Here is a 19314-nt window from a genome sequence, read left to right as displayed (position 1 = left end):
AAACAAATGAAATTTTTCATAGATACAGCAAATTTAGATGAAATTAAAGAAGCACAGGAGTTAGGAGTGCTAGATGGTGTAACTACCAATCCATCATTAATGGCAAAAGAAGGGATTACAGGAAAGGAAAATATTCTGAATCATTATCTCAAGATTTGTGAAATCGTGGATGGTGATGTTTCTGCTGAAGTAATTGGAACTTCTTTTGAGGAGATGATTATGGAAGGTGAAGAACTTGCAAAATTACATCCACAAATTGTTGTGAAAATACCAATGATAAAGGATGGGGTAAAAGCTATTAAATATTTTACGGATCGTGGAATTAAAACCAATTGTACATTAGTTTTTTCGAGTGGTCAAGCACTTCTAGCTGCAAAAGCAGGAGCTACCTATGTTTCTCCATTTATAGGAAGACTTGATGATATCTCTACAGATGGATTATTACTCATTGATGAGATTCGTAAAATATATCATAATTATAATGTAAAGACCCAGATACTAGCTGCATCCGTTAGGCATACCATGCACGTAGTGAATTGTGCAAAAATTGGTGCAGATGTAATGACCGGCCCATTAAGTGCAATCGAAGGATTATTAAGACATCCACTAACCGATAGCGGTTTAGAAAAGTTTTTAGCTGATGCACAATCAATGAATGTTTAATTATATAAACTAAGTAGTATGGACTATGGAAATATAGTAACCCAATTTTGGGAAAATGGTTTTGTTGTCATAGAAAACTTCTTTGAACCAGAACTAATGGATAGATACAATGATGTAATATTGGATCACTACGGTTTAAATCCGAATTGGGAACATACTGATGAGTTTATCCAAAAATCTTCAGTAGAAGTAATTCCCTGGTTCCCCTACAGAGAAAATAAACCATATTTTGATGATATTGATAAAGATGAACGTTTCAATACCATTACAGATCATATTTTAAATGGTGGTTGGGAAAATTTGTATTGTATGATGATGTTTTCTAAAGCAGGAAGCAAAGGTCAGGCATGGCATCAGGATTGCCCTCCCGAAGATAAAACTAAATATAACTTAAATCGATTAGTGTATACACATGATATAGACGATAGTACTGGAGGTGAAATTGCCATTTTTCCCGAAACACATAAAGAAGGAATATTGTCTGTAGGAATACCCAATGAAGATTTAAATGGACAATTGGTTTTTAGACCTAAAAAAGGGACAGTAATTTTCCTACACGGACATTGTTGGCATAAGGTAATGCCTGTTAAAAAAGATAGAATTTCATCAAACTTCAGAGCGATACCTAAAGGCACACCTGAGGATATCACTGACATATGTGTGTATCGCAATATGTTGTACAAGTTTTCCACTAGTGAAGTTTTAAAAGAAAGAAAATAATGGTTATGAAATCTTATACTAAAATCATGACTCTTACTTTTTTTATCTGTTTTTCATTATTTCAGAACAATGGTAAAATAAAAGCTCAAGAAGCTTCAAAAGTTGTGGTAAAACAGATAGAAGGAGTTTATAAGTTTTATGTGAATGACAAAAAATTCGACCTTAAAGGTGTTGGGATTAATTATGTAGATGGTCATGATTTTGAGGCATTGCACCAAGCAGGAGGAAATGCATTTAGGACTTGGGGAACAAAAAATGTAGAAAAAGAACTGGAAGCAGCTAAAAAATATGGTTTTATGGTGGCTTTAGGGATTAGTCTAGGGAAAGAATTATGGGGATTTGATTATAATGATGAGGAAGCTGTAGCAAAACAGTTGAAAAAAGTAAAAAGCATTGTAAAAAAATATAAAGATCATCCAAATGTTCTGTGTTGGGTTTTGGGAAATGAGTTGAACTTACTGTTTAATGAAGATGGATCTCTTAAAAAAGTAAATCCAAAAGTATATGACGCCGTATCCGAAATGGTAGATTATATCCATAAAGAAGATCTTTATCATCCTGTTACTACTACCTTTGCTGGAGTTATAGAAGATCATTTAGAAGTGGCTTTGAAACGTTTACCACAATTGGATATAATTTCAGTACAAGTGTATGGTGACTTAGAACGAGTTGAAGAACTAATGAAAAATACAGGAATTTCTAAGCCATATATGATTACAGAATTCGGACCTAGAGGATTCTGGGAAATGCCAAAAACAGATTGGAATAGAGAAATAGAAGAAGTTAGTGGTCCAAAAGCCGATGGTATCCTGAATAGAATGGAAAAAGGACTAATTGGAAACACATCAGGAAAATGCCTTGGAGGATTTGCTTTTGAATGGGGGCAAAAACAAGAGAGAACACCAACATGGTATGGCATGTTTCATAAAGATGGAAGCCAAACAGAAACAATCGATAATCTAACAAAACTATGGACCGGGAACTATCCGAAAAATAGAGCGCCTAGAGTTGATTCGATAATGCTAAACGGTAAAAAATCTGTTCAAAATATAAAACTAAAACCAAATCAGAAATATACCTCAAAAGTCTACGCTTATGATCATGATGGAGATACATTGACTTATAAATGGGTTATTTCTAAAGAAGTTGATATACGTAGTCAAGGAGGAGAAAAAGAAATTGAACCCGCAACAGTAGATGTAAAAATTATCGAGAATGATGATGCTTTTACATTTATAACACCAGAAGAAGGTGAGTACAGAATTTTTGCATATGTCTATGACGGAAAAGGAAAAGCAGGAGGAGGTAATATACCTTTTTTAGTAGCAAATTAATAAGATGAATACAATGAATAAGATTAAGTGGGGAATCATTGGTTTAGGCAATATCGCGCATCAATTTGCAAAGGATTTAGCGTTGATCCCGAATGCCGAATTATCTGCTGTAGGATCTCGGAATACCGAAAAAGCCTTGGATTTTTCACAAAAATATGGTGCTAAAAGAGCTTACAATAGCTATGATCAAGTAATTAATGATAATGAATTAGATATCATTTATATCGCTACTCCGCATAGCTCTCATGCGGATTTAACTATCAAATCACTAAATGCTGGTAAACATGTACTATGCGAAAAGCCAGTGGCACTTAATAAAGAACAAACCTTACAAATGGTAGAAGCATCCAGAGCAAATAATAAGTTTTTTATGGAAGCTTTTTGGACACGTTTTAACCCTTCTGTAAGAGAAGCATTAGTAAAAATAAGAAGCGGAGAAATAGGAGCAATAAAATATATCAATGCAGACTTTGGTTTCAATATAGGAATAGCAGAAGGAAGAATGATTGATACAAGATTAGGAGGCGGTTCTTTAATGGATATGGGAGTTTACCCTTTATTTTTAAGTTATCTGGTTTTAGGTATGCCTAAAAAGATCCTTGCGGCAGCTAACTTTTATGAATCCGGAGCAGATCAACAAACATCCATGATTTTACACTATGATACAGCACAAGCTGTGTTACACAGTAGTTTTATTTCTCCGTCTGATATGAAGGCTCTGATAAGTGGCGAAAACGGGAGAATAAGATTAAATGCTATTTGGCATGAAACCCAATCATATACAGTTATAAAAAATAACCATGAAGTGGATTATCAGTTTCCAACAGTTGGTAAAGGGTTTTCATATGAAATAGAAGAATGTCATCAATGCATTTTAGATCATAAAATTGAAAGCAATTTATGGTCTCATGATGATAGTCTAAATCTAATAACTATTGTTGATGAAGTTAGAAAACAAACGGGATTAAAGTTTTCCAATAATTAGAATATAAAAGAATGTCAAGAAAATCTATTTTTATTGCCTTTGTAGTGTCTTTAGGAGGCTTTTTGTTTGGTTTTGATGCTGCTATCATATCAGGAGCTCAAGAGTTTTTTGGTCCTTATTTTGGCTTTTCTGGAGATCAGGTGGCGAGTATTAACGCAGCTCCTACGTTTGCAGCGATGTTTGCAATGTTAATTGCAGGTTGGATAAGTGATAAAATAGGAAGAAAGAAAGTTCTGATTGCCGTAGCTTTCGTATATGCATTATCAGCATTTTTATCAGCTTATGCAACATCCTATTGGATACTTTGGTGGGCCAGATTTATTGGAGGCGCAGCTTTCGGTGCAGCATTAATTCTTGCACCTATGTACATAGCAGAAGTTTCTACTGCAAAAAATAGAGGAAAGTTGGTATCTGTACAACAATTGAATATTGTAATTGGTCTTTCCGTTGCATATTTTACAGGTTATTTTTTACAGCAGTCCATTGCGGATGTAGCAAATACCAATGAAAATATAAATCAAGAGAATGTCTGGAGATGGATGTTTGGCTTAGAATTGATTCCAGCTGTTATCTATTTCTTTTTACTTTTTTTAGTTCCTAAAAGCCCAAGATGGTTATACGTTAAAGGTAAAAATTCTGAAGCGTTTGAAGTGCTTCAAAAACTTCACGGGAATGCGAAAGCGAAAGAAGAAGAACAGTTGATTCAAGAGAATCTGAATGCAAGTAGTAAAAAGGAGAAAGTTTCCATTTCCGAAATATTTAAAAAATCATTGAGGTTTGTTCTTTTTTTAGGATTGTTTGTAGGTGTGATTCAAATGATAACTGGAATCAACGCGATTTTTTTCTATTCTACATCCATTTTTAAACAATCAGGAATAGGTACTGATGCCGCTTTTGCATCCTCAGTTTTGGTCGGTGTGATTAATATCGTATTTACTGTATTAGCAATGATTTTGATCGACCGAATGGGAAGAAAACCTCTAATGTTAATCGGTCTAATTGGAGCAGCAGCAGGTATGTTTCTTACATCTTATGGGTTTGCAAAAGCAACTTATGAACTTACTACAGAAGATATTGCTAAGATTGAAGGGGTAGATGCTACAAAGTTTAGAAGTGTCGAAAATATTGTTTTTCAAAATGATGTAGACTTTAAGGAAGCCTTAAAAAGTGCTTTGGGAGAGCAAGTTTTGGCTAACAAACAAGGTGAGATTATCGAATTAGCTGGAAATCTGAATCCCATTTTAATTTTAATAGGGATACTCACTTTTGTGGCATCCTTTGCCTTTTCATTAGGACCTGTGATGTGGGTATTGTTATCGGAGTTATTCCCGAATAGAGTTAGAAGCTTAATGATCGCTTTTGTAGGTTTTGTGAACTCTTTCACAAGTTGGATAGTACAAAGAACATTTAACTGGGAAATTGAGACACTTGGTAGTAGTACCTCATATTTCATTTTTGGAGCGTTGGCTTTGATAGGTTTTGTAGTGCTCTTTAAATATTTGCCAGAAACCAAAGGAAAATCACTTGAACAAATCGAAAAAGAACTTGTAAAAAACTAAGAATAATATATGAATCTTATTCAGAATCCAATTTTAAAAGGTTTTAATCCAGATCCTTCAATAATTCGAGTAGGAGACGATTATTATATCGCGACATCAACCTTTGAATGGTTTCCAGGAGTACAAATACATCATTCCAAGGATCTTAAAAATTGGAAAGTAATAGCGCAACCTATCAATCGTATTTCTCAATTAGATATGAAAGGTGTCCCAGATTCATGTGGAGTATGGGCGCCATGTTTATCATATGATAATGGTGTTTTTTACCTAGTATATTCTAATGTAAAATCTTTTGATGGCGTATGGAAAGACACACCAAATTATCTGATTACAACTACAGATGTTCAAGGAGAGTGGTCAGAACCAATTTATCTGTCTTCTAGAGGTTTTGATGGATCTTTATTTCATGATGATGATGGAAAGAAATACTTCTTAAATATGTTATTAGATCATCGGGCTAATAAAATGTTTGGTGGGATAGAGTTACAGGAATATGATCCTCAGAAGAAACAATTGATTGGAGATGTGCATTATATACACAAAGGATCATATTTAGGCTGTACCGAAGGACCCCATATTTTTAAAAAGGATGGGTTTTACTATCTGATTTTAGCAGAAGGCGGTACAGAATACAATCATGCGGTCTCTATTGCTCGTTCTAAATCAATATTGGGACCATATGAATTGCATCCTAATACTTCTATCGTTTCTTCATCACACTGCAAACCTTATAAACTGCAAAAAGCAGGTCATGGAGATATCGTTGAAACTGAAGATGGAAGGTGGTTTGTTACGTTTTTAGTAGGTCGACCTTTAAAAGAAAGAGGAAGATGTATTCTAGGAAGAGAAACAGCGATTGAAGAACTTTTTTGGGATAATGATTGGCCTTATTTAAAAAGCGATTCCAGACTACCAAGATTGGAAATTCCGGGATTGGATAAAAAGGATTCGATAATTGGGGATAATAATAAAAGATATGATTTTGAGTCTGATAACTTATCTATAGATTTTCAATCACTACGAATTCCCAGAACAGAAGATTGGTGTTCTTTAACGGATCGAAAAGGATATATAAGATTAAAAGGAAAAGAAAGTCTTTCGTCTACGCATACGCAGGCATTAATTGCGAGGAGAGTGCAACATTTTGTAATTGAAGCTAGTACCTCATTAGAGTTTGATCCAAATAACATCCATGAGATGGCGGGATTGGTTTTTTACTATAACACAGGACACTATCACTATTTACATGTGACTTCTAATTATGAAGGAACTGTAAAGATATTAAGAATTATTTCTTCGGATCATTTTGCCATGACCGAACAGAAAGAAGTAGATATCACAGGAGAAACTGCTATTGTGTTAAAAGGAGTTTTGAATCATGAAGAACTTCAATTTTACTACAGCACGGATCAAGAAAGTACTTTTTCTCCAATTGGAGAGGTTTTGGATGCGAGCATATTATCCGATGATTATGTAAGAGAGCGAGACGAACGTTATCGTCCGGCATTTACAGGAATGTTTGTTGGAATTTGCTGCCAAGATCTAGCAAGTAACAAAAAGCATGCTGATTTCGATTGGTTTGACTATAAAGAGATTAATTAAAAATATAAAAGATGTATAGAAAAATTTTAGGTATAATGACTGTTATGTTTCTTATATGGGGATGTAAGGACAATGAAAACTCAAAAAAGGTTGAAGAAGTTTCAGAAAAAGAAGTTGAAAAAGCAGAAGTAAAACAAGAAAAAGCCTTAGCTAAGTTTGAACCACAAGATGGTAAAGTATTGCTATTTGTAGGGCAGGAGCTAGAAGCTGTTGGTGGATTAGAAAAATATAATGATGGGTATTTAGATCATTTTGATAAACCTGCAGGTTGGACAACGTATACGAATATAAATCCAGGAGAAAATTCATTTGGTAGAGTTCAGGAAGGATTAGATGGAATATATGAGACGCACGATTGGGGTGATAATGATTACAATGCAAGTTTACAATTGGCTGATGACGATTATGATAATATGGTTTTGGCGATTGGACTTCAGTTTGTAAATCATGAAGAAAAAGTAGCAGACGGAACTCATGATGCCTATATTCATAAACTAGCTGATTTTTTATTGTCTCTTGGGAAAAGGCCAGTTTTTTTGAGAATAGCATATGAGTTTGATGGAGAACCTTGGAATCATTATGATAAAGAAGCTACAAAAAAAGCCTATATCCGAATGGTCACTATGCTTAGAGATAAAGGAGTGAAAAATACTGCATTTGTATGGCAGTCAACAGGATTTATGTCTCCTAATGAAGGGGATTTAGAATCTTGGTATCCTGGTGATGAATATGTAGATTGGTTAGGCTTTTCATTTTTTAATAGATGGGCAGATCAAAAAATGATAGATTTTGCCAGAAAAAAAGGAAAACCCGTTTTTATTGCAGAAGCATCACCGACAATAACAAGTCCTGATTTTGATAAAAATACGGGGAATACAAAGGAAACTCAACTTAGTAATCCAGAACAGGCAGAAGAAGCTTGGCAAGAATGGTTTGTTCCATTTTTTAAAACAATTGATGAGAATCCAGATGTAGTTAAGGCTGTTCATTATATCAATTGTCATTGGGATTCTCACCCTATGTGGGTTGATAATCCTACCTTTAAAAGAATTGATGCGAGGTTACAGCTTAGCGATACGATAAGTAAGAGATGGGTAGAAGTAACTTCGGATCCAAAGTATATTAAATCATCTCCAGATTTATACGATCAATTATGGAAAACTATAAATAAATAATTGATGGAAACATTAAAAAGAAACATAAAACAAAAATCTGTTGGATTTCATGGAAACAAAGAGCTGTTTGTTCTTTCTTTATCCAATGGTAGTGGAATGAAATTGAGAATTGCTAATTATGGTGCCACTATAATGAGTTTAGAAGTGCCAGATCACTTAGGTAATATGATCAATGTGATTGTTGGTTTTGATTCTTTGGAACAATATATAGAGAAATCAAAAAATAAGGAGTCTAGGTTTTTAGGAGCTTCAATAGGAAGATATGCCGGAAGAATTTCTGGAGGAAAATTTACCATGAATTGCTTAGAGTATCCTTTGTACCAGGAAGAAGGCGTTCATTTACATGGCGGGAAGCAAGGTTTTGATGAAAAAGTTTGGGATATCGAGTATATAAACGAAGATTCACTATCGGTTTCATTATCCTATCTTAGTGAGCATTTAGAAGAGGGATATCCCGGCAGTTTAAGGGTGAAAGTTACATATCAACTTACCGATACTAATGAATTAAAGATACGATATGACGCAACTTCGACTGAAGACACTTTCGTGAACCTAACAAACCATGCATACTATAATTTAAATGGTTCAGATGATATTCTAAATCATGAATTGCTGTTGCATTGTAGCCATTATTTAGAAGTAGATGATAAATTGCTGCCAACAGGTATTTTAAAACCAGTAGAGGAGACAAAATTAGACTTTACTAATTCAAAATGTTTAGAGTTTTTAGAATATAAAGGAACTATAGATGATACGCTTATTTTTGATGAAAATATGAACTCAAAAGGAGTACTAATATCTCCAAAAACTAAAATTAAAATGGAGTTTTTTAGTAATCAACCAGGAATAGTGCTGTTTACTCCTAAGAAATTACCAGAAGGGAACTACTACGGAAACAATGTGTCATATGGAAAATTTCCGGCTATTTGTTTTGAAATGCAGAATTATTCAGATGCGCCAAATAAATGGAATTTCCCATCTGTCCAGTTAAAAGCAGGAGAATTATACGATAATAGTATGACTTTTAAATTTAGTAGTATTGATTAGTAATGAATAGGCAAAGTGGTATTTCTTTCTATCAAGTTAGTTTTAATGACTTTTGTAGTATGAGATGTTTCAGAATCCTCGTTTTCTAATTTATCTATTAACATTCTTGTAGCAGTTTCTCCCAGGTATATTCCATGTTGACTAATCGTTGTTATAGCAGGAGTTACATGCCTAGGCAGAACTCCATTGGTAAATCCAATGATAGAAATGTCATCCGGAACTTTGTATCCTTGTGATTGAACTATTCGTAGTGTATTGACAGCAGAATCTTCTTCTAGACATAGCATGGCATCTACTTTTCTAGATCCTAACAAAATTTTAAGGGAGGTATCGATATTATTGAATTCATCAACTTTTAGAATTAACGCATCATCAATCAGGATTCCAGCTTCGTTTAATGCTTTTTTATACCCTTCTAGACGTAATTTACCAACGCTAGTGTTATGTATATTAGAAACTAAAGCAATGTTTTTACATCCAGTTTCGATAAAATATTTAGTAGCATTATAAGCACCTTCTTTATCATTAACAATTACCTTATCACATTCTATTTCTTCAGTAACACGATCAAACATTACAATAGGAATACCTTGATTTATTGTATTTTGAAAATGATCAAAATTCTGTTTAATCTGTGTTTCCTCTGCAATGGAGAGGATAAATCCGTCCAGAGCTGAATTTTTAAGCAATTCCATAGCACTCACCTCTTTTTCATAAGACTCGTTTGAAATGCAAGTGATCAAGTTATATCCCTTCTGAGTTGCTATTTTTTCAATTCCAACGAAAACCTTAGTAAAGAAATGATTGAGAAAATTAGGTATGATAACACCTATCGTTTTTGTTTTACGGTTTTTGAGATTTAATGCTAAGCTATTTGGTTTATAATGATGCTCCTGAGCGTATTCTTGTATTTTAAGCTTTGTTTTACTGCTTATTTCATGACTGTCATTTAGAGCTTTGGAAACTGTAGCTATAGAAACATTAAACTCATTAGCAATATCTTTTAATGTTATTCTTTTCTTTTTGCTCATCAGCTGTATTAGTTGTTTGTAATTTATATAAACTAATATGTACTGGTTTGAAAATTTCAAACCAGTACATATTCAATATTAGTATCCTTTAGATAAGGATTGATCTATAAAAAATAAGCTAAATGATCTTATTTATTTGGAGTCATACCTTCTAGAAGAAGCGTTAACACCAGGTTGCCACGTTCTTGTGAATTTTGCCATATTATCTTGAACTATTTGTGGTAAATCACCAGCATATTTGTCTAATGCTCCATCACCCAAATATAATCCTACATATGCAAGAACATCATCAGTAGCCAATCCACCATTAATAGTGAAAATTGGTTCAAGATTTAATACTTGACGAGGATCCGAACCTTTTGCCTGACTCGCTTCGTTTCTAGTCAAAATCCCATCATTATTTGTATCCAAAAGGTTTGTAAATTCAGTTGCGAATTCATCACCGGATTTACCATCAATGTTGATTCCTTTTAATAATTCTTTCATATAAATTAAGAAATCACTTTTGGTCATTGTAGGGTTAATGGATGGAACAGACCCTTGATACCCACTTTGAGCGATAAACTGATCATCGATATTGATACCTAAATTTCTTTCAATATCTAAAACAGCTTCTACCGTGTTGCATGGATTACTAACAACACCTCTTGAGCTAACAAATAATCCATCACTATTCATACATCCACTTCCATTAGCTACAGAAGTTACGCAGGCTGTATTATTCGGGTTATAAATGAAATTTCCACATGGTGTACCACCATCGTTATTTCCATCACCATTGTTCCCGTCGCCGTCATTTCCATCTCCATTATCTCCATTTCCTCCGTCGTTGCAACCTCCAGATTGAGCTTGATTTGCATCCGTCCAACATTGACCACACGCAGAATAAGGGTGAGAAGAAGGGCAGTTATTTTGACTATCGCCGTTATTTCCACCTCCATTGTTTCCACCATCATTTCCGTTGGTATCTGTACAACCTCCAGATTGTGCTTGATTGGCATCTACCCAACAAGCTCCACAAGCTTCGTAAGGGTGAGATGAAGGACATGCTGCTTTTCCGTTTTCATCAATAATTTTGGGTACAGATGATGCCGTAACTCCGAATTCTTCATTTTCACAAGAAATCGTAAGACCAACCAACATTACTGAGAATAAAAACAATTTAAATACTCTTTTCATTAGTTTTTGAATTTGATAATTAGTTAAAGTTTACTTCGAGTTTGTGTTGAAATATCTTATCTCAAACGTTTGAGCTAATTTCGTTATTAAAGAAGGTTTTACTATTACAGCACGACACTTTTATAGTACTTCGACACTACACTTTTACCACGCATTTCAGGTATTTGATGATTTTCGATGCTTTTTATAGACAAAAACATGTTTTTTTGTTAAAAAATTAGGTTTATGAAATCTTCATTTCGTCTGTTATTTATAACATTAGTATCGGTAATATTTTTAGGGTGTGGGTCTAAAAGTGATCAAAAGGTATATCAAGATCTAGCTGTTCAGGAAAAGGAATATGTAAGTACTGGTGGAATCGTAAAAGGGAAAATACTATGTCCTCAAGAAGTTAATGATGTAATAGTTAATTTAGAAAGTTTGAATCCAATGACTAAAGTTGGAGAACCGGAAATGAGCATTGATGGTGTAATGAAATTTATTCAAGAAAATGAAATTTCTTTGATGACAGATTTACTAAATCATCTACCGTCACATTTTAAAAATAATTTTTCTCTGGTAGAACATACAAAGGGAGAAGGACAATCCAATTTACGTTTTCCAAGAATAGTTTTATTTGGATCTGATGGTACATTTTTGATGAATATTAGTACCAAACCTGATGATCCAAAATATGATCTCTTGGATTGTGCAGAATTGAATGAAGATTCAGGATTTTGGGAGTTTTCACAGTTTGATTTTACAGCCGAAAAACCACAACTTCATAGAAACCCTTCTTCTTGTATTAGATGTCATGGAGATAATCCTAGACCCGTTTGGGGATCTAATATGGATTGGCCTGGAGTTTTTGGAGATAATGAAGCTGCTGGCCCTAATGGTGAAGCATTATCATATCGACATGTTGTTAGAATGAAGGAAATTATAGAAGGAAATACCTATTCTGATCGATTTGATTTTTTAAAATGGTCAGATCAACCCTTAACTTCTGGTGGTATCAGACGAATTGCAGACCATGCATTCGGAGCTGAGTTACTAGTATCCAATATGGCTATGGGAACTGCAACTGCCAGAGGAGTATATACAAGAATAAAGAAAAAGACTCCTTCGTTATATAAAGAAATGAGAGAAGTTCTATTGTTGTTAGGTTATGAACATATGGTACCAAACATATTAAGCGATATAGAAAAACAGGAAATTAATAAAATCATTAAAAGTTTTGGAGGTCAAAAAGGAAATTTAGACGAAGCTTTCAGAATTTTAGGAGTGGATCCAAAAGAAGCATTTTCGCTTGGTACTTTAGCAAAAGAGGAAGAACCGAAAACAGATTGGAGTTTGGGAGCTGGTGATTTATACGAGCAAGTATTTCTTCAAGTGTTATATGATCTGATAATTGAAGATGAAAAGGCGTATCAAATATTGGTAGCTGTTCCAAATTCTCCTGGAGTATTTGGGTGTGAAGGTTTAGGTAATAATATAAAGGAAGTTGTAGATTTTAAAATGTTACATATGCATCAATTATTGGGTAGTGCAAGATATGAAGTAAATAAAGTCTATTATTCACAAGATGCAGAGAATATAAAGGAAAAGGTTTTCATTCCTTTATATGATAAATTAGTCCCCTATCTAAAGGAGAAAGCCTTTAACAAAAGTCTAGCAAGTTTGTAATGGATTTTAAGATAAATATCAAAAGTCAAACTTAATCTTAAGGAGTATGTATTCAAAGTTTTTTGATATATATGACTAATCCAACTTATGAGGTTCGTTTTTTATTTCGCTCTAATTAGTTTTTCAGTTTCATTTCCCTCAAAACTTCCATCTTCTTTTTTAATGATATAATCAAAAATATCTTTTTGATTTACAGAAACAAGCACACCATTTTTTAAATGTTCTACCGTATTAGATGAATTATAGAGTTTTCCGATAATGGTCATGTTATCCCATTTTGTGACTTCGACCCACATCCATTCTTTTGTCTCATTATGCTGAAAAGGTGCTTTTACCAATAGGAAATCATCTATTAGTTGGTGATTATTGAATGCTATTTTTAGATCTGGTAACCTTTTTTTTGCCTCATTACTTAATCTTAAAATCTCATTAGTGTGATTAATGTACTGTATTTCGTTATCCTTTAATAGTTGATTTATCAATTCAGGATTTACAAAATCTATTCTATATTGATTGTTGTTTTTATCACCTTTTATTGGTTTGATCGCTGATAGTTTGATGTTGAGTAAGTCTACAGCTAGTCTTTTTTTAATAAGAGAATTAAAATGAGTATTACGAATATCTTTCGGAGTTATACTAAGAGTAGAGTCACTTGATATAAATGAATTTTCAGATAATTTTTGAGATATCAATTCAAGAATTGTTTTTATATCAGCTTTATTGTTACAAGAAAAATCTGGAATAGTAATATCTGGCAAACAAAATTTTTCCATTCCAAAAGTCACTGCTCTACAAGTATTGGTTTCAGTTCTTTGGCTGATTTTTATTCGGATTTGACTTGCAATATTAGGGGTTTTACTCATAAATGGTTTAATTCTTTTTTGTATCCAACTATTAGGATTAAAATATTCTAAGGTTCCAAAATCAACTAATATGTATTTTTTATTTTCTGCTAACTGAAGCAATAATTCATAAACTTCTTTTTGCTCCTTTATTGCATCTTTTTTTCCTCCATATGTTGTAATGGCATAGATGTTTTTACATTGTTGTAACCGTTGTTTTTCACTGTCCGTGAGCCCATATCCATATGTTTGTAAGTATGATATACTTGGAGGGGTTAATATTCCGCTGAGAGTATTTAATGATTCAATGTAATATCCAGATTCAGACCTTCTTTCATTTCTATAATTGTATTTGTTATAATTTGGTAGAATTGACTTAAATAAAGAATCAACTTCTTCATGAGATGGTAAATTTTCATCTTCTAAAGAATAGATACCAAAACTGTTCATGTAATCATTATTTCTAAGATCTATGTTGTTCTCAATAATTTCATATTCCCTTTGCTTTTGACAACAGATTAAAACTACAGAAAAAATTACTAAAAGAAAAACCCTCATAAGTTATTTGATTTATATAATATAAAAATGATGCTTTGTGAATTGTGCGAAGAATGAAACACAGTTCTAAAGTACAGAGAACAATTTGCTTTAAAAACCCTGAGAGCTTATTAGAGTGGTAATTTAACCTTTTTTCAAACGTTTGCGTAGTGAAAACGTAGTTCATACAAGTCTTTGAAGTGTTGATAATTTCCTGAATTTACAGATACCGAACTAAATTTGTTAAAAAATTGAAAATAAACCACTTAAGGTTTATAAAAATCAAATATTACACAAATCAACTAAGACATGACAAGTAAAAAACCACACCATTTTACGATGTTTAAAGAGTTGTTTCTCGACTCTTTTTCTAGATCAAAACTCAAGCAACATCTTCTTTTATTTTGTTGTTTGTTCTATTCCATAACCTTCTATTCTCAAAGCGATACTACTAATAGTGGTATTGAGGTAAATGGTAGCGTTGCTATATTATATTTTGAAAACCAGCCAGAATGGACAAATGGCTTTAATTTTCTTTGTTTGAATGATGCTTGTGTATCAGGAGAACTAAACACTACTACTAATCGCTGGGAAAGACAAGTCAGTGCATCTGTTGGGGAGACTTATCAAATACAGATTAAAATAAGCTCTTCTGTAGGAGGGCAGTATATTTCTGATATTTTTACAGTAACCGCACAACAAGCAGGGGATGATAATCCTGATCCTACTTGCGATGATGGGATTTTAAATAACGGTGAGACAGAAATTGACTGTGGAGGTCCGAATTGTAATCCTTGTACTAGTGATGGTGGTGATAGCGAAACGACCATACAAGCTGAGTCCGGTAGTTTGTTAGGAAGTGCACAATATTATGATGATACAAGTGCTGCCAATGGACAAGGAGTAGCTTATATTAGTTCTGTAAATGCAGGTTTTAGGCTAGAAGGTGTTCCTACAGCTAGTTCGGTAGTGATAAAATATGCTTCCCAACAATCTGGAACGTTGTCAGTTTTTGTTAATGGGAATGATGCTGGCAACCTTAATTTTTCTTCTAACGGGAGTTGGGTTGGGAATTATACTACAGCAACTATTGAAGTAAATGTTCCTCAAGGAGCTTCTTTTGAGATCATCTTTCAGAATGGTGATGCTGCTATGAATGTAGATGAGCTTACCTTTATAGGCGAAGGGCAAAATCCAGATCCAACATGTGATCCGTGGAAGGATAATCCCCCACCGCCTGTCTCAGAACCCATTATTGCCTTAACTAGTAACTCAGATAAAGGAACTTTTCTAATCGGAGGAGAAGACGCAAGTCAATCAGGATTTAGTATATATACTTTCGACAATGATAATCCTACACTACCTTTTAGTGATTGTTATGATAATTGTGCAGTAACATGGCCACCAGTTACTATAGAGAATCTGGAAGATCTTATTATTACGAATCAAGTAAGCGATACTTTTACAGCTGGTTTTGGACTGTCAGCTAGATGTGACGGAACACTACAAGTAACTTATGATAACCAACCCTTATATTTTTATGCAAATGACAATAATCCAGGAGATACCAATGGAGATAATGTAGGTGGAGTATGGCATTTGATAACCACTCAAAGTGATCCAGAGCCTACATGTGATGATGGAATCCTTAATAATGGGGAAACTGAAATCGATTGCGGAGGTCCAAACTGTGAACCATGTGAAACGAATCCTCCTGCTGATGGAGGTACATGCGGTGATTATGGACTTACGATTGTAGATGGACAAGGTGTTATTTATTCAAGAGAAGAATTAGGTCAGGTACTTTATATGTGTACGGGTCCAGGATTTAATGGTTGTGTAGCTCCAGATAAACTAGAAAATGGATACTACCAAAGAGTCATCAATATAACTATTGGCGAAACATATGAACTTGGAATACAAGGAGGACCAAATACTACATTTACAGTTACAGCTGGAGATGATCGTTGTTATTTTGTGGCAACGTGTACTGATGGAGTTCAAAATGGAAACGAAACAGGAATAGATTGTGGAGGTCCTGATTGTGGTGTATGTCCAACGTGTGATGACGGAATACAAAATGGAGACGAAGAAGGAGTAGATTGTGGAGGAAGTAATTGTACCATTGGTTGTGATGAAGTATGTAATGGTACTCCAAACCCTAACGCTGTAGTTTCTGTTACTAATGAAACTGTAGAAGATCTAAATGATGGAACTATCAAGTTTACTTTCGATAATGTGGCGGATCGAAGCAATCTAGAATTTAGTATCGATAATGGAAATAGTTATCCATATACCACACCAGATAATGCTGGTTCTTTTACCATAGATAATATTTCTCCCGCTATTTATAATATTTGGGTAAGATGGGGTAATAATGAATGTCCAATATTTTTAGGAGAATATAAAATTCTAGAAGGAGGACCAGCTCCAACATGTAGTGATGGTATCCTTAATCAAGGTGAAGAAAGAGTAGATTGTGGAGGTCCTAATTGTGCACCTTGTCCAGATGATCCTTGTGGTGATATTCCATTAGTGAATTATCCTAGACCTGCACTACCCACTCCAATTATTGGATCGGATGCAGCACAAGGTTTTGCTTTTGATCTTGCCACTGATTTAAGTACAGTAAGTGTTCGAATAGGAAATGTTGTTCAGATTCAGTCTGGTGGAAATCCTGATTTTGAATTCTTCTGTTCATGTAACCAAGTAGAATTTTTTGGAGTAAATGTAGGTGGTGGAGTAGCGGTTCCAAGTCAATGTAGAAATGCTGGAGATTTCTATTATTTCTTTAGATATAAAAAGCAAGGAAACACTACCAATGATCCTGGTGATATCTATGTATACTCAGGTTTGTTTACAACTGCTGGTCAAAGAATCGATCCAGATAATAGACCAACAATTACGAGAGAAGGAGCAAATTGGATGCGTTTTAGACATCCACATGCTCAAGATGGTATAACCGAAGCGGTTTTCGATGCGCAACATAATTCTGATCTATTAAGAAACTTAGATCGATTTAATACGACATTCACAGATGCTGCTAGTGGATTAATTATAAATCCAAGATTAACAAGAGGTGACGCAAACTCTGTRCATCCTCATGGAGATGTAGATAATGCAGCTGTGGTGCGTATTGACTATATGGAAAAAGGAGATTCTTCTCCTCCAACCTATGCAAAAAGCGCTGGAGAAGATTCAGGTAAATGGGGTTATGGTAATATAGTTACTTACGAAATTACTGCGGTAACAGGTGGTAGTGGAGCTCAGACATATAATACATTCCAAAACTATGTAGTCGGTGAAGGATTGAATACGCTGGGTGATCCTAGATTGTCCTTAGCTGGTAGAGCTAGTACATATATGGTGCTGCCTGGATTTGGATCTCATGTGAGGGAGGAAGCAGATGCTATATTTACACAGCACATTATTACCTTAACTAGTGAAGATGATGTAGATGATTTCCTAGAAGGGCATCATTTATTCCATGGAGTTCGTCACAGAAGAAATGGAAATGATCCAGGAAATATACTTGGAGAGATCAATATAGGGACAACGAATTGCCAAGAATGTCACTTTAGAGATGGTAGAGGTTCAAAGCTTGAAAGAACTCGTGATGGAGAGATGAGGGTTCCTCCTCCTGTATATGGAGTAGGTATTCTACAGCATATTTCTGGTGCCGAAGTTGGTTTAACTTGGAATGGAGATGTAAACACAGTAGAAGATCAAGTTCGAAATGCCCTAATAGCCGATCATGGTGTAAACCCTGATACCGATTTATCTGCAAAAGATTTAAGACAACTCGTTGCGTATACAGAATTCTTAACCGTACCAACAAGAAGTCCTGGTGCTTATGATATACCTGGAGTAGCAGAAGGAGACAAGACATTTAATAGAATTGGTTGTGCAAGTTGTCATGCTCCAACACAGCGAACAAGTAGTTCTGCTCCTGCTGAATTTCGAAACCTTACCATAAGACCATATACGGATATGAAAATGCATACTGTTACCGATGAACCATATCGAACACCACCATTATGGGGACTGGGAAGAAACATAGATCTTCTAGAAAGAAATGGAAAAGCATTAATCCTAATGCATGATGGTAGAGCTACAACCCTTGAAGGAGCAATACGAGCTCATGGAGGAGAAGCAAGTGGCTCAAGAGCTGCTTATAATAATCTGAGCCAGCAACAGAAAGATAATCTAATTAAATTCTTAAAAACTCTTTAACCAACATTAATAAAACCAGGTTACTGTTCTCATTATATAACCAACCTGGTTTTATTATTAAAACATATAAATCATGAAAAAGCTACATATAATAACCCTTTTATTTTTAATGTTTTCTTTGGGTATCTCTGCTCAAGTTAGTGTAAATGCCACAGTTGCATGTCCTCCATGTAGACCAATAGAAGGATGTGGTATATGCTGGGAAAATCAACAACAGGCTGATCAATGTGAAGAGAATAGATTAAATCCTAATGAAGAAGATATCAAATCAGACGAAGGACTCACTCTTACGGTTCAGAAAAACCCAATTTTAGACGGTAATGTATCTATAGTTTCTTCCATGCAAATGTCTGGTCAAATTAAAATTTATAACCAGTTGGGAGCTATGGTAAAATCCGTAGATCTTAAAAATAACCAATCTAATCACTTAGATATACAATTAGATCTTGAATCTGGTCTATATTTCTTAGTGTATTACGATTATAAACGTAATGAGAAAGTAACTAAGAAATTACTTTTTACAAATAAATAGTGTTAGGATAGCCAGAAAAATCATTTCTTTAAGACTATCGCAACAACTTTTAAGACCATTCAATACACTATCTTTTTTAGTTGTATATATTACTAAGAAAGATAGTGTTTATAGCCTTTTTGTGTTTTTTGATTTTTAGGATTCAATAAATTTAGTATGTCCTAAATTAAAATAAATACTCTCTTTCATTACTCTTACAACAATTTTAAC

General features: G+C 34.2%; 14 protein-coding genes. 11 read left to right on the top strand and 3 right to left on the bottom strand.

Annotation, left to right across the window (positions count from 1 at the left end; genetic code table 11):
- The first annotated feature begins 6 nt into the window (after window positions 1–6).
- The 8 genes from fsa to GBO31_RS02915 are packed head-to-tail and all read left to right on the top strand — an operon-like array spanning window position 7 to window position 9085.
- Entirely contained in the window at window positions 7–663 is a 657-nt protein-coding gene (fsa, locus tag GBO31_RS02950; protein ID WP_219006821.1) for a fructose-6-phosphate aldolase, read from the top strand.
- Window positions 664–681: 18 nt separating this feature from the next.
- Window positions 682–1383 carry a phytanoyl-CoA dioxygenase family protein gene (locus GBO31_RS02945; RefSeq protein WP_219006820.1) on the top strand — a complete coding sequence of 234 codons (702 nt, stop codon included), beginning with the start codon at window positions 682–684 and terminating at the stop codon, window positions 1381–1383.
- A gap of 5 nt (window positions 1384–1388) precedes the next feature.
- Window positions 1389–2717, top strand: coding sequence for a glycoside hydrolase family 2 TIM barrel-domain containing protein (locus GBO31_RS02940; RefSeq protein WP_219006819.1), 1329 nt, complete (start codon window positions 1389–1391; stop codon window positions 2715–2717).
- A 13-nt stretch (window positions 2718–2730) separates the two neighbouring features.
- Window positions 2731–3702: a Gfo/Idh/MocA family protein gene (locus GBO31_RS02935; protein ID WP_219006818.1), complete on the top strand. Its 972-nt coding sequence runs from the start codon at window positions 2731–2733 to the stop codon at window positions 3700–3702.
- A gap of 11 nt (window positions 3703–3713) precedes the next feature.
- Window positions 3714–5261 carry a sugar porter family MFS transporter gene (locus GBO31_RS02930; protein ID WP_219006817.1) on the top strand — a complete coding sequence of 516 codons (1548 nt, stop codon included), beginning with the start codon at window positions 3714–3716 and terminating at the stop codon, window positions 5259–5261.
- A 9-nt stretch (window positions 5262–5270) separates the two neighbouring features.
- Window positions 5271–6863 (top strand): glycoside hydrolase family 43 protein, encoded by a 1593-nt coding sequence (locus GBO31_RS02925; RefSeq protein ID WP_219006816.1) that lies wholly within the window; start codon window positions 5271–5273, stop codon window positions 6861–6863.
- A gap of 11 nt (window positions 6864–6874) precedes the next feature.
- Complete coding sequence (locus tag GBO31_RS02920; RefSeq protein ID WP_246615752.1) at window positions 6875–8038, top strand: glycoside hydrolase family 26 protein; 1164 nt, start codon at window positions 6875–6877, stop codon at window positions 8036–8038.
- Between the two features lie 3 nt (window positions 8039–8041).
- The gene (locus GBO31_RS02915; protein WP_219006815.1) at window positions 8042–9085 is read left to right on the top strand and encodes an aldose epimerase family protein; all 1044 of its coding nucleotides are present in this window, start codon (window positions 8042–8044) and stop codon (window positions 9083–9085) included.
- Here the strand turns inward: GBO31_RS02915 and GBO31_RS02910 are convergent.
- Window positions 9082–10116 (bottom strand): LacI family DNA-binding transcriptional regulator, encoded by a 1035-nt coding sequence (locus GBO31_RS02910; protein WP_219006814.1) that lies wholly within the window; start codon window positions 10114–10116, stop codon window positions 9082–9084. The two genes, GBO31_RS02915 and GBO31_RS02910, sit on opposite strands and share 4 nt — an antisense overlap.
- Before the next feature lie 132 nt (window positions 10117–10248).
- Window positions 10249–11295, bottom strand: a complete 1047-nt coding sequence (locus tag GBO31_RS02905) for a hypothetical protein (protein ID WP_219006813.1) — start codon at window positions 11293–11295, stop codon at window positions 10249–10251.
- 225 nt (window positions 11296–11520) lie between these two features.
- Here GBO31_RS02905 and GBO31_RS02900 point away from each other — a divergent pair, with 225 nt between their 5' ends.
- On the top strand, window positions 11521–12960 hold the full coding sequence (locus tag GBO31_RS02900) for a hypothetical protein (RefSeq protein ID WP_219006812.1): 1440 nt from the start codon (window positions 11521–11523) through the stop codon (window positions 12958–12960).
- A 101-nt stretch (window positions 12961–13061) separates the two neighbouring features.
- Here the strand turns inward: GBO31_RS02900 and GBO31_RS02895 are convergent, their stop codons facing one another.
- Window positions 13062–14360 carry a DUF2314 domain-containing protein gene (locus GBO31_RS02895; RefSeq protein ID WP_219006811.1) on the bottom strand — a complete coding sequence of 433 codons (1299 nt, stop codon included), beginning with the start codon at window positions 14358–14360 and terminating at the stop codon, window positions 13062–13064.
- A gap of 288 nt (window positions 14361–14648) precedes the next feature.
- On the opposite strand from GBO31_RS02895, the gene GBO31_RS02890 reads away from it, so the two are divergent.
- Entirely contained in the window at window positions 14649–18572 is a 3924-nt protein-coding gene (locus tag GBO31_RS02890; protein ID WP_219006810.1) for a di-heme oxidoredictase family protein, read from the top strand.
- A 73-nt stretch (window positions 18573–18645) separates the two neighbouring features.
- Window positions 18646–19104 (top strand): T9SS type A sorting domain-containing protein, encoded by a 459-nt coding sequence (locus tag GBO31_RS02885; protein WP_219006809.1) that lies wholly within the window; start codon window positions 18646–18648, stop codon window positions 19102–19104.
- Window positions 19105–19314 lie beyond the last annotated feature (210 nt).

Source organism: Aquimarina litoralis, assembly GCF_019295435.1.
Classification (GTDB): Bacteria; Bacteroidota; Bacteroidia; order Flavobacteriales; family Flavobacteriaceae; genus Aquimarina; species Aquimarina litoralis_A.
Note: the sequence above shows the minus strand (reverse complement) of the source record. Positions and strands in the feature narration are given on the sequence as shown.

Excerpts from the sequence above, each read along its gene's own strand:
- fsa (WP_219006821.1), top strand. The coding sequence starts at position 7 with ATGAAATTTTTCATAGATACAGCAAATTTAGATGAAATTAAAGAAGCA.
- GBO31_RS02945 (WP_219006820.1), top strand. The coding sequence starts at position 682 with ATGGACTATGGAAATATAGTAACCCAATTTTGGGAAAATGGTTTTGTT.
- GBO31_RS02940 (WP_219006819.1), top strand. The coding sequence starts at position 1,389 with ATGAAATCTTATACTAAAATCATGACTCTTACTTTTTTTATCTGTTTT.
- GBO31_RS02935 (WP_219006818.1), top strand. The coding sequence starts at position 2,731 with ATGAATAAGATTAAGTGGGGAATCATTGGTTTAGGCAATATCGCGCAT.
- GBO31_RS02930 (WP_219006817.1), top strand. The coding sequence starts at position 3,714 with ATGTCAAGAAAATCTATTTTTATTGCCTTTGTAGTGTCTTTAGGAGGC.
- GBO31_RS02925 (WP_219006816.1), top strand. The coding sequence starts at position 5,271 with ATGAATCTTATTCAGAATCCAATTTTAAAAGGTTTTAATCCAGATCCT.
- GBO31_RS02920 (WP_246615752.1), top strand. The coding sequence starts at position 6,875 with ATGTATAGAAAAATTTTAGGTATAATGACTGTTATGTTTCTTATATGG.
- GBO31_RS02915 (WP_219006815.1), top strand. The coding sequence starts at position 8,042 with ATGGAAACATTAAAAAGAAACATAAAACAAAAATCTGTTGGATTTCAT.
- GBO31_RS02910 (WP_219006814.1), bottom strand. The coding sequence starts at position 10,116 with ATGAGCAAAAAGAAAAGAATAACATTAAAAGATATTGCTAATGAGTTT.
- GBO31_RS02905 (WP_219006813.1), bottom strand. The coding sequence starts at position 11,295 with ATGAAAAGAGTATTTAAATTGTTTTTATTCTCAGTAATGTTGGTTGGT.
- GBO31_RS02900 (WP_219006812.1), top strand. The coding sequence starts at position 11,521 with ATGAAATCTTCATTTCGTCTGTTATTTATAACATTAGTATCGGTAATA.
- GBO31_RS02895 (WP_219006811.1), bottom strand. The coding sequence starts at position 14,360 with ATGAGGGTTTTTCTTTTAGTAATTTTTTCTGTAGTTTTAATCTGTTGT.
- GBO31_RS02885 (WP_219006809.1), top strand. The coding sequence starts at position 18,646 with ATGAAAAAGCTACATATAATAACCCTTTTATTTTTAATGTTTTCTTTG.